The following is a 12,998-nucleotide window of genomic DNA, read 5'->3' on the forward strand; positions in this document are numbered from 1 at the left end:
AACGATCGTCTGGCCTAGGTCGGAGCGCCCAGTCGAACCGCGGCACTGAGCAGGGCCTGCACCAGGGCCTGCTCCGCGTCGTGCGCGCGCGCCGCACCAAAGCAGGCGCCGCGGCCGGGCAGGGCCAGCTCGATCAAGGCCCAATGCTGCTCGCCATGGCGCTGCAGCTGCTGCTCGTCGAGCCGCGCCTCGACCAGGCCCAGCGCCGCCAGCACCGCGGCGGCCTGGCTCATGCCATGACCCTGTCGCGCCTGCGCCTCGTCGGCCAACTCCAGCGCGACCGACCAGCCGCCCTCGGCCGCGGCCTCGAAGCGGTGGCCGCGGTAGCCGCGTGCCGGCGCCAGGTAGTGGCGTTCGAACAGCACCCACAGGGTGGCGGCGCTGATCTCGACCTCGCTGGCATCGGCCTGCTTCTGCACCACCGCGCCGAACTCCACCTGCATGCGCCGCGGCAGGGTCAGGCCTTGCTCGCGCTCCAGCAGGAAGGCGATGCCGCCCTTGCCGGACTGGCTGTTGACCCGCACGATGCCCTCGTAGCCGCGGCCGATGTCCTGCGGGTCGATCGGCAGATAGGGCACGCGCCAGGGCGCATCGGGGCGCTGCGCCGCGAAGCCCTTCTTGATCGCGTCCTGGTGCGAGCCGGAGAAGGCGGTGAACACCAGGTCGCCGGCATAGGGGTGGCGCGGATGGATGGGCAGCGCGGTGCAGGCCTCGGCCTCGCGGGCCACGCCGGGCAGGTCGGAGAAGTCCAGCCCCGGATGCAGGCCCTGGGTATAGAGGTTCAGCGCCAGCGTGACCAGGTCCACATTGCCGCTGCGCTCGCCATTGCCGAACAGGCAGCCCTCGACGCGCTGCGCGCCGGCCAAGAGGGCCAGCTCGGCGCAGGCCACGCCGGTGCCGCGGTCGTTGTGCGGATGCACCGACAACACCAGGTGCTCGCGCCGCTCCAGCCGCTCGTGCATCCATTCGACCTGGTCGGCGAACACATTCGGCGTCGCCACCTCGACCGTGGTCGGCAGGTTGATGATCATCGGCCGGCCGGGGCCGGCATCCCAGGCGCGGATCGCGGTGTTGCAGGCGGCCAGCGAGACCTCCAGCTCGGTCATGCAGAAGGTCTCGGGCGAGTACTGCAGCACCCATTCGGTCTCGGGCTGGGCCTCGGCCAGGCGGCGGACCAGGCTCACATGGGTCTCGACCAGGGCCAGCATCTCCGGCACCGTCATGCCGAACACCAGCTCGCGCCAGGCCGGCGCGGTGGCGTTGTAGAGATGCACGATCGCGCGGCGCGCGCCGCGCAGCGCCTCGAAGGTCCGGCGGATCAGATCCTCGCGCGCCTGGGTCATCACCATCGGCGTGACATCGGCCGGGATGCGGTCCTGCTCGATCAGCTCGCGCACGATGTCGAAGTCGGTCTGCGAGGCGGCCGGGAAGCCCAGCTCGATCTCCTTGAAGCCGCAGCGCAGCAGGGTGTCGAGCAGGCGCAGCTTGCGCGCGCGGTTCATCGGCTCGAACAGGGCCTGGTTGCCGTCGCGCAGATCGGTCGAGAGCCAGATCGGCGCGGTCTCGATGCGGCGCGCCGGCCAGCGGCGCGCGGGCAGGTCGATGGTGGGGAAGGGGCGGTACTTGGTGGCGGGATGGTCAAGCATCATGGCTGGGGTCTGGCGTGAAAGACGGATGGAACGAAGAAAAGGAACGACAGGCACGCGCAAACCCCTGCAGCCCTCCGCGCGGGAGGCTGTTGTGGGGGCCGGGGTCAGGGGGAGAGAGGGAGGTCGGGACGGCGCTCAGGCCAGGTCGCGACGGATGCGTGCGGGCAGACCCCGGCCCAGCACTAGGGCTAGGCTTAGAGGCTTGTGGGTCTGCGGCAGCGCGAGAGACATGGGCGGACCTTAAGAGGGCCGGCCCCGTGGTGTCAAGTCTTGCGTGCGCCTGGCGTGTCGCACGGCCAGGTCTTGTCGCATGGCTTCAGGCGCGCGGCCTTGATGTCGTTACCACCACGGCGTATCAGGGCGGCAACTCGTCCGGCCATTGCGGGTTCAGCAGGGCCCAGACCTCATGGTCGCGCCAGACGCCATCGATGAACAGATAGCGCCGCGCCAGGCCCTCCTGAGCAAAGCCCAGGGCCTGCAGCACCTTGCGGCTGCGCAGGTTGTCCGGCCGCACCGCGGCCTGAATGCGGTGCAGGCGCAGCGCCGGGCCGAACAGGGTGGCGATGATCGTGCCCAGCGCCTCATGCATCAGGCCGCCGCCCTGGGCCTGATGGTCCAGGCTGTAGCCCAGCATCGCGTTCTGGAAGGGGCCGCGCGCGATCTGCGACAGCTGGGCCTGGCCGATCAGGCGCGCCGGATCCTCGCGCCGGCTGAACCAGTAGCGCAGCGCGCTGCCGGCCTCGAAGGCCTGCTCGCCCTGCTGCAGGCGCAGGGCCACGGCCGCCGGCTCATGATGGTCGGCGGGGTAGGGCGGGTCCCAGGGCGAGAGGTGGGCGGCGTTGCGGCGCTGGTAGTCGCAGACCGCGGCGGTCAGCGCGACCGAGGGCGCGCGCAGCAGCAGTCGCTCGGTCTGCAGCAGCTGGGGGGCGGGCATGGGATCGCTCAGGCGGCGGCCGGCAGCGGCGGCGCGAAACGCAGGCCCATCGCGATACGGTTCCAGGCGTTGATGTTGGCGATCGCGGCGGTCAGGAAGGCCAGCGGCGCGGCACCGAACTCGGCCAGGGCCGCGGCATAGAGGGCATCGTCGGCGCCGCCCTGCGGGGCCAGGGTCAGGGCCTCGGTCCAGGCCAGCGCGATGCGCTCGCGCGCGCTGTAGACCGGCGCCTCGCGCCAGGCGGCCAGCAGGTCGATCTTGGGCGTCTCGACCTTGAGCTGGCGCGCGACGTTCAGGTGGAACTGCAGGCAGAAGGCGCAGCCGTTGAGCTGCGAGGCGCGCAGCTTGACCAGCTCCAGCAGGTCCTCGGGCAGGCCGGAGGCCTTGATCGCCTTGCCCAGGGCCAGCAGGGCCTCGCTGACGCCGGGCGTCAGGGCGGCGAACTCGGGACGGTCGATACGGGGTGCGGTCATGACAGCGGGAGGATGGAAAAAAGATGGGCCGATTATGGGCGGCGCGCTCCGGTGGAGCAGGGCTGGGTCAATTTGTCCGATGCTGAATTTTCAGAAATATCTGAAAATTCGCAAAACATTGAGCTAGCGCAAGCCAGCATTTCCGCCGGTTTGCGCGGCCGCAAGGAGTTGTACGTGCAAGCAAGCATGAGCCCGTTGGTGCGCAGTTTCGTCGCGCATTTCGGCGAGATGGGCAGCCGTTGGGGCATCAATCGCACGGTGGGGCAGATCTATGCGTTGATCTATGTCTCCCCGCGCGCGCTGAACGCCGACGAGATGGCCGAGGCGCTGGAGTTCAGCCGCTCCAACGTCTCGATGGGGCTGAAGGAGCTGCAGGCCTGGCGCCTGGTGAGGCTGCGCCACCAGCCGGGCGACCGGCGCGAGTATTTCGAGGCGCCCACCGATGCCTGGGAGATCTTCCGCACCCTGGCCGAGGAGCGGCGCCGGCGCGAGATCGAGCCGACCCTGTCGATGCTGCGCAATGCGCTGATGGAGACGCCGGCCACCGAGGAGGACCGCATCGCCCAGCAGCGCATGAAGAGCATGCACGACCTGATCGAGCTGATGACGACCTGGTTCGACGAGGTGCAGCGCCTGGACTCGCAGACCCTGGCCCAGCTGATGAAGATGGGCGCCAAGGTGCAGAAGCTCTTGGAGTTCACTGGCCGTGGCGTCAAACTCGTGACCGGCGGCAAGAGCCTTGCCGGTGGGAAGGAGTGAACCCCATGGATGCCATCCTGCTGGCCCGCATGCAGTTCGCGGCCAATATCACCTTTCACATCCTGTTCCCGACCATCAGCATCGCGATGGGCTGGGTGCTGCTGTTCTTCCGCTGGCGCTGGCTGAAGAGCGGCGCCGAGTCCTGGCTGCTGGCCTACCGCTTCTGGACCAAGGTGTTCGCGCTGACCTTCGCGCTGGGCGTGGTCAGCGGCATCACGATGAGCTTCCAGTTCGGCACCAACTGGCCCGGCTTCATGGAGCGCGCCGGCAATATCGCCGGGCCGCTGCTCGGCTACGAGGTGCTGACCGCCTTCTTCCTGGAGGCCGGCTTCCTGGGCGTGATGCTGTTCGGCCATGGCCGGGTCAGCGAGCGCGTGCACCTGTGGGCCACCTTCCTGGTCGCCTTCGGCACCACGCTGAGCGCCTTCTGGATCCTGAGCCTGAACTCCTGGATGCAGACGCCGCAGGGCCACGAGATCATCAACGGCGAGTTCCATGCGCTGAGCTGGGCGGCGGTGATCTTCAACCCCTCCTTCCCCTACCGCCTGGCGCACAAGCTGCTGGCCTCGGGCCTGACCGTGGCCTTCCTGCTGGCCGGGGTCAGCGCCTGGCAGCTGCTGAAGGGCAAGCTGCAGCCGCAGACCCGGCCGGTGCTGCGCGTCGGCCTGACCCTGGGCGCGCTGCTGATCCCGCTGCAGATCTTCGTCGGTGACCTGCATGGCCTGAACACCCTGAAGCATCAGCCGGCCAAGATCGCGGCGATGGAGGGGGTCTGGCAGACCGAGCAGGGCGCGCCGCTGCTGCTGTTCGCCTGGCCCAACGAGAAGACGCGCAGCAACGACTACGCGATCGGCGTGCCCAAGGGTGCCAGCCTGATCCTGACGCATGAGCTGGATGGCGAGATCCGCGGCCTGGACGAGTTCAAGGGCGAGCACCCGCCGGTGGCGCCGCTGTTCTTCGGCTTTCGCATCATGGTGGGCGTGGGCATGCTGATGCTGGGGTTCAGCTGGCTGGGCCTGTGGCTGTTCCGCCGTTCCGGCTGGAACGGGCTGCCGCGGCCGCTGCTGTGGGGCCTGGCGCTGATGAGCTTCTCCGGCTGGACGGCCACGGTGGCCGGCTGGTATGTGACCGAGATCGGCCGCCAGCCCTTCGTCGTCTACGGCCTGCTGCGCACCGCCGACGTGGCCTCGACGACGCCCGCGCCGATGATCGCGCTGACCTTCGCCGGCTATGTGATCGTCTACTCCTCGCTGCTGATCGCCTATGTCGCGGTGATCAAGCGCATGGCCGAGAAACCGGCCGACAGCCTGCGGCCGCCGGGCGGCAGCCCACTCACCGCGACCCAAGGAGCCACGACATGAGCCCCGACTACTGGATGCCCCTGGTCTTCCTGGGCCTGATGGGCCTGGCGATGCTGATCTATGTGGTGCTGGACGGTTTCGACCTGGGCGTCGGCATGTTGATGGTCGGCGCCAGCGATGCGCACAAGGACCGCATGGTGGCCTCGATCGGCCCCTTCTGGGACGCCAACGAGACCTGGCTGGTGCTGGGCGTCGGCGTGCTGCTGATCGCCTTCCCGAAGGCGCATGGCCTGATCCTCAATGCGATGTACCTGCCGGTGGCCGTCATGCTGCTGGGCCTGATCCTGCGCGGCGTGGCCTTCGACTTCCGCGTCAAGGCCGATGCGCAGTGGAAACCGCTGTGGAACCGCGCCTTCATGGGCGGCTCGCTGCTGGCGGCGCTGGCCCAGGGCTGGATGCTGGGGCGCTACATCACCGGCTTCGAGTCCGGCTGGGCCTTCACCCTGTTCTCCGCCGCGATTGCGCTGGCGCTGGCCGCCGCCTATGCGCTGCTGGGCGCCGGCTGGCTCTTGATGAAGGCCGAGGGTGAACTGCAGCGCCTGGCGCTGGTGCGCGCCAAGAAGGTCTGGCCGGCGGTGGTGCTGGGCCTGGCGCTGATCTCGCTGGCCACGCCCTGGCTCAGCCCGACGGTGCGCGAGCGCTGGTTCCAGATGCCGGCCCTGATCGCGCTGCTGCCGATCCCGCTGATGACGGGCCTGGCCCTGCTGGTGCTGCGCGCCCAGCTGAACTCCAGCCGGGTGCTGGGCAAGCTGTGCTGGCTGCCCTTCGTGCTGACGGTAGCGGTGATGGTGCTGGGCTTCTTCGGCCTGGCCTACAGCCTCTATCCCTATGTGATGATCGACCGCATGACGGTCTGGCAGGCGGCGGCCGCGCCCAAGTCCCTGGCCTTCATCCTGGTCGGCTGCGCGATCACGGTGCCGGTGATCCTGGCCTATACCGTGTTCGCCTACCGGGTGTTCTGGGGCAAGGCGGCCGAGCTGCACTACGGCTGAGTCGGCCGGCGCCGGTCGGATTCATCCGCGGCAGGCGCAAGTCATGCCGGCCAGGCCGCAGTTCGTCGCGCGCATCTGGCCGGCCGGGCCCTGACTTTCGATACTCCTGCCATCGAATCGACGCCGTCAATCGATCCAGAGGGAGTACGAGATGCAGAACAACAGCCGTTACCGCCACCGCCCGACGCTGATCCCCGCCGCCCTGCTAGGCCTGGCCCTGCTGGCCCCGGCCCTGCCGGCCCAGGCCAGCGAGGTGGTCAAGCTGGCGCGCCTGGTGATCACCGGCCAGCGCAGCGACCCCGCCGCGGCGCCGGACCGGCATCTGGCCGAGGCCGGCCAGAAGGCCGGGGTCAAGATCGAACGCCTGCCCCCGGTGCTGATCGAGGGCCGGCGCAGCGAGGACGGCGTGCAATACGCCTTCCAGCGCCGTCAGTTCCCGAAGGCGCTCTGATCCTTCCTCGCGCTCATCCGCCCCAGCGCGGCGGATTCGGGTGCAGCCGCGCCATCGCGTAGCAATCCACATACCGGCCATCGCGCAGCGCATAGCCGCGCTGATGTCCCTCGACCTCGAAGCCGAAGCTCTTGTAGAGCCGGATCGCGCGCTCGTTGTCGACGAAGACCCCCAGCTCCAGCCGCAAGACCTGACCCCAGTTGTCGGCATAGTCGACCAGCGCCGCCATCAGCGCCCGGCCGACGCCGCGGCCCTGCGCCTCGGGCGCGACCGCCATGCCGATGTTCATCACATGGCGCCGCCGCGGCGAGGGGCCGCTGCCATGCAGGCCGGCGGAGCCGACCAGCTCGCCGCCGATCAGGGCCACCAGATGCAGGTCGTTCGCGCGCCCCGGCCCCAGGTTGTCCGTCAGACGCTGCTTCCACTGCTCCTCGCCGGTATAGGGCATCTGCAGCAGGCCCGGCAGCACCTCGGGGTGGCTCAGGATGCGAGCCAGCGCGGCGGCGTCGCCGAGCTCGCTGCGGCGCAGCTCGATAGTCGGGCGGGGGCGCTTATCGTCGTTCTTCTCCATCGTCGTCTCTCCTGGTGGCTGGGGTGGCGGAAAAACATAAAAAAAGCCCGCTGGGGGCAGCGGGCTTCGGGTGTCGGGGTGTCGGAACTGTCTGCGGTCCTCAGGGGCTGCCGCCGCATCGCCCCTTGCCGAACATCCCCTGATGCATCTGCGCAAAAACGCAGGCCTGCATCGCTAGCAGGCAGGTGGCGGCTGCAATCGGGGTGGCGGGACGCATGCAAGACATGACCCCAGTATGGGCGGGGCCGACGACGAGTGTCAAGCGGCGCGACAATCGGGGCATGCCACGCCTGAGTTCCCTGCCGTCCCCATCTTCACCCGCCCCCGAGGTCGCCGAGCCCGCACGCCCGCGCGGCACGCCGCAGCCGGCGATGCGCTACGCGCTGCGCGCCGGCCCCAGCGCGATCGACGGGCTGGGCGTGTTCGCCGAGGAGGCGATTCCCGCGCGGCGCAAGATCGGCGAGATGCGCGGCGTCTCGATCTCGGTGCGTGAGGCGCGCCGGCGCGCCAAGGGGCGGGCGCGGGTGCATATCGTCGAGGTCTCGGAGACCCGCGCGGTCGATGCGACCGACTCTCCCGAGCCGATGCGCAACATCAACCACAGCTGCGCGCCCAATGCGGTGCTGCGCATCCGCCAGGGGCGGGTGGAGTTCTACGCGCTGCGCGACATCGAGACCGGCGAGGAGATCACCTGCCATTACGGCGACAGCCACCACGAGGGGCGGCTGCGCTGCCGCTGCGGCGCGCCGAACTGCTCAGGGAAGCTTTAAGAAGAGGCTTCGTCAGCGCCGTCGTCGTCGTTGGCGGCCGCCTGCTGCAGCCAGAACAGGCGCAGGTCCTGCACCGAGAACAGCGCGTCGTCGATCAGCACATGCTGGTCGACCGTCACGTCCGCGTCATAGGCCTCGGCGATATAGGCTTGGCGCTGCTCGCCCTCGGGCAGGGCGACCGCGGCGACCGACATCAGCATCGCGTCCAGCATCTGGCCGGCCTCGCTCTCGGCCTCGAAGGCATACCAGTCGGCCTGATGGTCCTGCACCGCCTGCATGAAGCCCTCAACCCACATCTGGCCGGCGGCCGGCAGGCGCTCCAGCAGTTCGGGCTTCAGCACGCCTTGCGACAGCAGTTCGGCCTTCATCGTCTCGTCGAACTCGGTGATCAGCGGCACCAGCTGCATCGCCTCGGGATCCTGCAGCAGGGCCTCGGGGGCCAGGCTGTCACCGATCTCGTTCCAGCGCAGGTGCAGCGCGTCCATGAAGGCGTCCAGCTGCTCCTGCTCGGCCAGCGGCGCGGGCCAGTCCTCGCCGAACAGCGCGTCCATCGCATCGGCCGGCGCGGCCTCGGCGGGGCCGGCCAGCAGCGCGTGCAGATAGCCGTCCAGGGTGTCGATCGTCACTGCGGGCGCGTCCTCCTCGGCCGCGGCGGCCAGCACATGCAGCAGGGCGGCCAGGCGCTCGGCGTTCTCATGGTCCAGCTCGTGCTGCGGGGTGTCGTTGCTCTCGTTCGTCATGATGGTCTTGCTCCAAAAAACAAGGGCCCGCGTGGGCCCTCGCTGTGTGTCGGTATGAAAAAGCTCAGAGGCGCTCGCCGACCCAGGCCTGCACGCTGTGCAGGGCCGCGGGCAGGGCCTTGGCATCGGTGCCGCCGGCCATCGCCATGTCGGGCTTGCCGCCGCCCTTGCCGCCGACCTGTTGGGCGACGAAGTTGACCAGCTCGCCGGCCTTGAGCTTGCCCACGCTGTCTGCCGTGACGCCGGCGGCGATCTGGACCTTGTCGCCGTCCACCGCGGCCAGCACGATGGCGGCGGTCTTCAGCTTGTCCTTCAGCTTGTCCATGGTCTCGCGCAGGGTCTTGGCATCGGCGCCGACCAGGGTCGCGGCCAGCACCTTGATGCCCTTGACGTCGACGGCCTGCGACAGCAGCTCGTCGCCCTGGGCCGAGGCCAGCTTGCTCTTGGCGGCGGCCAGTTCCTTCTCCAGCGCCTTGACCTGGTCCAGCACCGCATGCACGCGCGGCTCCAGCTCGGTCGGCGCGGCCTTCAGCGTGTCGGCCACGGCCTGCACCGTGTCTTCCAGCTGCTGCAGATAGGCCAGGGCGTTGTCGCCGGTGACCGCCTCGACGCGGCGCACGCCGGCGGCCACGCCGCCCTCGGCCACGATCTTGAACAGGCCGATGTCGCCGGTCGCCTTGACATGGGTGCCGCCGCAGAGTTCCTTGGAGGAGCCGATCGACAGCACGCGCACCGTCTCGCCGTACTTCTCGCCGAACAGCATCATCGCGCCGCTCTTCTGCGCATCGTCCAGCGCCATCACCTCGGCCTTGGCCCCGGCATTGGCCAGGATCTCGGCATTGACGATGGCCTCCACCTTCTTGATCTGCTCGGCCGACATCGGCGCGTTGTGCGCGAAGTCGAAGCGGGTGCGCTCGGCATTGACCAGCGAACCCTTCTGCTGCACATGGGCGCCCAGCACCTCGCGCAGGGCCTTGTGCATCAGGTGGGTGGCGCTGTGGTTGCGCACGGTCTTGGCGCGGGCCTCGGCGTTGACCTTGGCGGCGAACACATCGCCGGCCTTGATCGAGCCTTCCAGCACGCGGCCATGGTGGCCGAACACATCGGCCTGGATCTTCAGCGTGTCTTCGACGACGAAGCGGCTGGTGTTGTTGCGCAGCTCGCCGGCGTCGCCGACCTGGCCGCCGCTCTCGGCGTAGAAGGGCGTGTTGTCCAGCACGACGACGGCATCGTCGCCGGCCTTGGCCTCGGCGACCAGGGCGCCGTCCACATAGACGGCCGTGACCTTGGCGCCCTCGGTGACCAGATGCTCATAGCCGTGGAAGGCGGTGGCCGCGCCCTTGTATTCCAGGCCGGCGGCCATCTTGAACTTGCCGGCCGCGCGGGCCTGCTCGCGCTGGCGGTTCATCGCGGCCTCGAAGCCGGCCTGATCCACCGTGACGCCGCGCTCGCGGCAGACGTCGGCGGTCAGGTCGACCGGGAAGCCGTAGGTGTCGTGCAGCTTGAAGGCGGTCTCGCCGTCGAACACGGTTTCGCCCTTGGCGAGTGCGGCTTCCAGGATCTCCATGCCGTTGGCAATGGTCTGGAAGAAGCGCTCTTCTTCCTGCTTCAGCACCTCGGTGACGCGGGCTTGTGCCTGGCGCAGCTCGGGGTAGGCATCGCCCATCTGGTTCACCAGCTCGGCGACGATTCTGTGGAAGAAGGGGGTGCGCGCGCCCAGCTTGTAGCCATGGCGGATCGCGCGGCGGGCGATGCGGCGCAGCACATAGCCACGGCCCTCGTTGCCGGGGATCACGCCGTCGACGATCGTGAACGAGCAGGCGCGGATATGGTCGGCGATCACCTTCAGCGAGGCGCTGTCCTTGTCGCAGTCACCGGCGCCGGCCGCGTCGACGGCCGTCTTGGCCGCGGCCAGCAGGCCGACGAAGGTGTCGATCTCGTAGTTCGAATGCACATGCTGCAGCACCGCCGCCAGGCGCTCCAGGCCCATGCCGGTGTCGACGCTGGGCTTCGGAAGGCGATGCATCACGCCGTCTTCGGTCCGGTTGAACTGCATGAAGACGTTGTTCCAGATCTCGATGTAGCGGTCGCCGTCCTCGTTGGCGCTGCCCGGGGGGCCGCCGGCCACGTCCGGGCCATGGTCGTAGAAGATCTCGGTGCAGGGGCCGCAGGGGCCGGTGTCGCCCATCATCCAGAAGTTGTCGGACATGTAGCGGCCGCCCTTGTTGTCGCCGATGCGCACGATGCGCTCGGCGGGCACGCCCACCACCTTGTTCCAGATCTCGTAAGCCTCGTCGTCCTCGGCATAGACCGTGACCCACAGCTTCTCGGCCGGCAGCATGAACTGGGTGGTCAGCAGCTCCCAGGCGTACTGGATCGCGTCATGCTTGAAATAGTCCCCGAAGCTGAAGTTGCCCAGCATCTCGAAGAAGGTGTGGTGGCGCGCGGTGTAGCCGACGTTGTCCAGGTCGTTGTGCTTGCCGCCGGCGCGGATGCATTTCTGGCTGGTCGTGGCGCGGCTGTAGGCGCGCTTGTCGAAGCCCAGGAACACGTCCTTGAACTGGTTCATGCCCGCGTTGGTGAACAGCAGGGTCGGATCATCGCCGGGCACGACCGGGCTGGACGCCACGATCTGGTGTCCCTTGGACTCGAAGAACTTCAAAAAAGTCTGGCGAATCTCTGCTGCTTTCATTCCTGGCTTTCCGCTGGCGCGCTAAATGCTTGATTTTTCAGGGCGTTGCATTATAGAGGCGAGGCCCTTGCGGGGCCGGGTTAGAGTGGCAAGCCAAGACCGAGTGGAGATCACGAGATGGACGACAAATCCGGCCCGCTGGCCGCCCTGGAAGACGCCAGCCTGCTGAAGACCCAGGCCCTGATCAATGGCGAATGGGTGAGCGGCAAGGGCGGCTTCGCCGTCCACGACCCCGCCACCGGCGCGAAGCTGGCCGAGGTGGCCAATCTGGGCCAGGCCGAGGTCGAGGCCGCGATCGCCGCCGCCAACAACGCCTTTGCCGTCTGGCGCAACAAGACCGCCAAGGAGCGCGCCGCGGTGCTGATGCGCTGGCAGCAGTTGCTGGTCAGGCATGCGGACGACCTGGCCCGCATCATGACCGCCGAGCAGGGCAAGCCGCTGGCCGAGGCGCGCGGCGAGGTGATCTACGGCGCCAGCTTCCTGGACTGGTTCGCCGAGGAGGGCAAGCGCATCTATGGCGAGACGATCCCGACCACCGACAACAACAAGCGCTACCTGGTGCTGAAGCAGCCGATCGGCGTCTGCGCGGCGATCACGCCCTGGAATTTCCCGATCGCGATGATCACCCGCAAGGTCGCGCCGGCCCTGGCCGCTGGCTGCACCGTGCTGATCAAGCCGGCCGAGGCGACGCCGCTGTCGGCCCTGGCGGTGGCCGAGCTGGCGCAGCGCGCCGGCATGCCGGCCGGCGTGCTGAACGTGCTGACCGGCGACGGCGAGGCCTCGATCGCGATCGGCCAGCTGCTATGCGACAGCGACATCGTGCGGCATCTGTCCTTCACCGGCTCCACCGAGGTCGGTCGTATCCTGATGAAACAATGCGCACCGACGGTGAAGAAGCTCTCGCTGGAGCTGGGCGGCAATGCCCCCTTCATCGTCTTCGAGGACGCCGACCTGGACAGCGCCGTCGAGGGCGCGCTGGCCAGCAAGTACCGCAACGCCGGCCAGACCTGCGTCTGCGCGAACCGCCTCTATGTGCAGGAGAGCGTCTACGACGCCTTCGTCGAGAAGTTGGCCGCCAAGGTCGGCGCGATCAAGCTCGGCAATGGCTTCGAGCCCGGCGTGACCCAAGGGCCGCTGATCGACGACGCGGCCCTGGCCAAGGTCGAGACCCATGTGGCCGATGCGCTGGCGCTGGGCGCGCGCCTGCTGGTGGGAGGTAAGCGTCGACCCGAGCTGGGCGAGCGCTTCTTCGAGCCGACCCTGCTGGCCGATGCGACGCAGGAGATGCTGTGCTCGCGCGAGGAGACCTTTGGCCCGGTGGCGCCGGTGTTCCGCTTCAAGACCGAGGCCGAGGCGATCCAGCTTGCCAACAACACCGAGTTCGGCCTGGCCAGCTATTTCTACAGCCGCGACATCGGCCGCATCTTCCGCGTCGGCGAGGCGTTGGAGTACGGCATGGTGGGCATCAACACCGGCCTGATCTCGGTGGCCGAGGTGCCCTTCGGCGGCGTCAAGCAGAGCGGCCAGGGCCGCGAGGGCTCGCACCATGGCATCGACGACTATGTCGAGATCAAATACCTCTGCCTGGGCGACATCCTGAAGTAAA

The 12,998-nt window shown here is 68.6% G+C and carries 12 protein-coding genes; 6 read left to right on the forward strand and 6 right to left on the reverse strand.

From position 1 onward, the window contains the following. Positions 1 to 14 precede the first annotated feature (14 nt). The 3 genes from G8A07_RS09020 to G8A07_RS09030 all read right to left on the reverse strand — a co-directional run bounded on the left by G8A07_RS09020 (position 15) and on the right by G8A07_RS09030 (position 3,056). On the reverse strand, positions 15 to 1,646 hold the full coding sequence (locus G8A07_RS09020) for a 2-isopropylmalate synthase (protein ID WP_195797682.1): 1,632 nt from the start codon (positions 1,644 to 1,646) through the stop codon (positions 15 to 17). A 358-nt stretch (positions 1,647 to 2,004) separates the two neighbouring features. Next, complete coding sequence (locus G8A07_RS09025; protein ID WP_195796684.1) at positions 2,005 to 2,583, reverse strand: GNAT family N-acetyltransferase; 579 nt, start codon at positions 2,581 to 2,583, stop codon at positions 2,005 to 2,007. Positions 2,584 to 2,591: 8 nt separating this feature from the next. Next, positions 2,592 to 3,056, reverse strand: a complete 465-nt coding sequence (locus tag G8A07_RS09030) for a carboxymuconolactone decarboxylase family protein (RefSeq protein ID WP_195796685.1) — start codon at positions 3,054 to 3,056, stop codon at positions 2,592 to 2,594. 186 nt (positions 3,057 to 3,242) lie between these two features. Here G8A07_RS09030 and G8A07_RS09035 point away from each other — a divergent pair, with 186 nt between their 5' ends. The 4 genes from G8A07_RS09035 (at position 3,243) to G8A07_RS09050 (ending at position 6,619) form a co-directional block, all read left to right on the forward strand. Next, the gene (locus G8A07_RS09035) at positions 3,243 to 3,815 is read left to right on the forward strand and encodes a GbsR/MarR family transcriptional regulator (protein WP_195797683.1); all 573 of its coding nucleotides are present in this window, start codon (positions 3,243 to 3,245) and stop codon (positions 3,813 to 3,815) included. A gap of 5 nt (positions 3,816 to 3,820) precedes the next feature. Continuing rightward, positions 3,821 to 5,176 carry a cytochrome ubiquinol oxidase subunit I gene (locus G8A07_RS09040; protein ID WP_195796686.1) on the forward strand — a complete coding sequence of 452 codons (1,356 nt, stop codon included), beginning with the start codon at positions 3,821 to 3,823 and terminating at the stop codon, positions 5,174 to 5,176. Next, positions 5,173 to 6,168, forward strand: a complete 996-nt coding sequence (locus tag G8A07_RS09045) for a cytochrome d ubiquinol oxidase subunit II (RefSeq protein WP_195796687.1) — start codon at positions 5,173 to 5,175, stop codon at positions 6,166 to 6,168. Before G8A07_RS09040 ends, G8A07_RS09045 begins: the two co-directional genes overlap by 4 nt. A gap of 151 nt (positions 6,169 to 6,319) precedes the next feature. Beyond that, a complete protein-coding gene (locus G8A07_RS09050; protein WP_195796688.1) occupies positions 6,320 to 6,619 on the forward strand; it encodes a hypothetical protein in 300 nt (99 codons plus the stop codon). A gap of 13 nt (positions 6,620 to 6,632) precedes the next feature. On the opposite strand, the gene G8A07_RS09055 is transcribed toward G8A07_RS09050, so the two are convergent. Continuing rightward, positions 6,633 to 7,190, reverse strand: a complete 558-nt coding sequence (locus G8A07_RS09055; protein WP_195796689.1) for a GNAT family N-acetyltransferase — start codon at positions 7,188 to 7,190, stop codon at positions 6,633 to 6,635. A 281-nt stretch (positions 7,191 to 7,471) separates the two neighbouring features. On the opposite strand from G8A07_RS09055, the gene G8A07_RS09060 reads away from it, so the two are divergent. Next, on the forward strand, positions 7,472 to 7,960 hold the full coding sequence (locus G8A07_RS09060) for an SET domain-containing protein (RefSeq protein WP_195796690.1): 489 nt from the start codon (positions 7,472 to 7,474) through the stop codon (positions 7,958 to 7,960). Here G8A07_RS09060 and G8A07_RS09065 read toward each other — a convergent pair. Together G8A07_RS09065 and alaS are read right to left on the reverse strand one after the other, a co-directional pair. After that, positions 7,957 to 8,700, reverse strand: a complete 744-nt coding sequence (locus G8A07_RS09065) for a UPF0149 family protein (RefSeq protein ID WP_195796691.1) — start codon at positions 8,698 to 8,700, stop codon at positions 7,957 to 7,959. The two genes, G8A07_RS09060 and G8A07_RS09065, sit on opposite strands and share 4 nt — an antisense overlap. Before the next feature lie 64 nt (positions 8,701 to 8,764). Continuing rightward, positions 8,765 to 11,392, reverse strand: coding sequence for an alanine--tRNA ligase (gene alaS / locus G8A07_RS09070; protein WP_195796692.1), 2,628 nt, complete (start codon positions 11,390 to 11,392; stop codon positions 8,765 to 8,767). A 117-nt stretch (positions 11,393 to 11,509) separates the two neighbouring features. Between alaS and G8A07_RS09075 the strand changes: the two genes are divergently transcribed. Then, on the forward strand, positions 11,510 to 12,997 hold the full coding sequence (locus tag G8A07_RS09075; protein WP_195796693.1) for an NAD-dependent succinate-semialdehyde dehydrogenase: 1,488 nt from the start codon (positions 11,510 to 11,512) through the stop codon (positions 12,995 to 12,997). Position 12,998: the final 1 nt, after the last annotated feature.

This window comes from Roseateles sp. DAIF2, assembly GCF_015624425.1.
In the GTDB taxonomy this organism is placed as follows: domain Bacteria; phylum Pseudomonadota; class Gammaproteobacteria; order Burkholderiales; family Burkholderiaceae_C; genus Kinneretia.

Coding starts and splice junctions, on each gene's coding strand:
- G8A07_RS09020 (WP_195797682.1), bottom strand. CDS start 1,646: ATGCTTGACCATCCCGCCACCAAGTACCGCCCCTTCCCCACCATCGAC.
- G8A07_RS09025 (WP_195796684.1), bottom strand. CDS start 2,583: ATGCCCGCCCCCCAGCTGCTGCAGACCGAGCGACTGCTGCTGCGCGCG.
- G8A07_RS09030 (WP_195796685.1), bottom strand. CDS start 3,056: ATGACCGCACCCCGTATCGACCGTCCCGAGTTCGCCGCCCTGACGCCC.
- G8A07_RS09035 (WP_195797683.1), top strand. CDS start 3,243: ATGAGCCCGTTGGTGCGCAGTTTCGTCGCGCATTTCGGCGAGATGGGC.
- G8A07_RS09040 (WP_195796686.1), top strand. CDS start 3,821: ATGGATGCCATCCTGCTGGCCCGCATGCAGTTCGCGGCCAATATCACC.
- G8A07_RS09045 (WP_195796687.1), top strand. CDS start 5,173: ATGAGCCCCGACTACTGGATGCCCCTGGTCTTCCTGGGCCTGATGGGC.
- G8A07_RS09050 (WP_195796688.1), top strand. CDS start 6,320: ATGCAGAACAACAGCCGTTACCGCCACCGCCCGACGCTGATCCCCGCC.
- G8A07_RS09055 (WP_195796689.1), bottom strand. CDS start 7,190: ATGGAGAAGAACGACGATAAGCGCCCCCGCCCGACTATCGAGCTGCGC.
- G8A07_RS09060 (WP_195796690.1), top strand. CDS start 7,472: ATGCCACGCCTGAGTTCCCTGCCGTCCCCATCTTCACCCGCCCCCGAG.
- G8A07_RS09065 (WP_195796691.1), bottom strand. CDS start 8,700: ATGACGAACGAGAGCAACGACACCCCGCAGCACGAGCTGGACCATGAG.
- alaS (WP_195796692.1), bottom strand. CDS start 11,392: ATGAAAGCAGCAGAGATTCGCCAGACTTTTTTGAAGTTCTTCGAGTCC.
- G8A07_RS09075 (WP_195796693.1), top strand. CDS start 11,510: ATGGACGACAAATCCGGCCCGCTGGCCGCCCTGGAAGACGCCAGCCTG.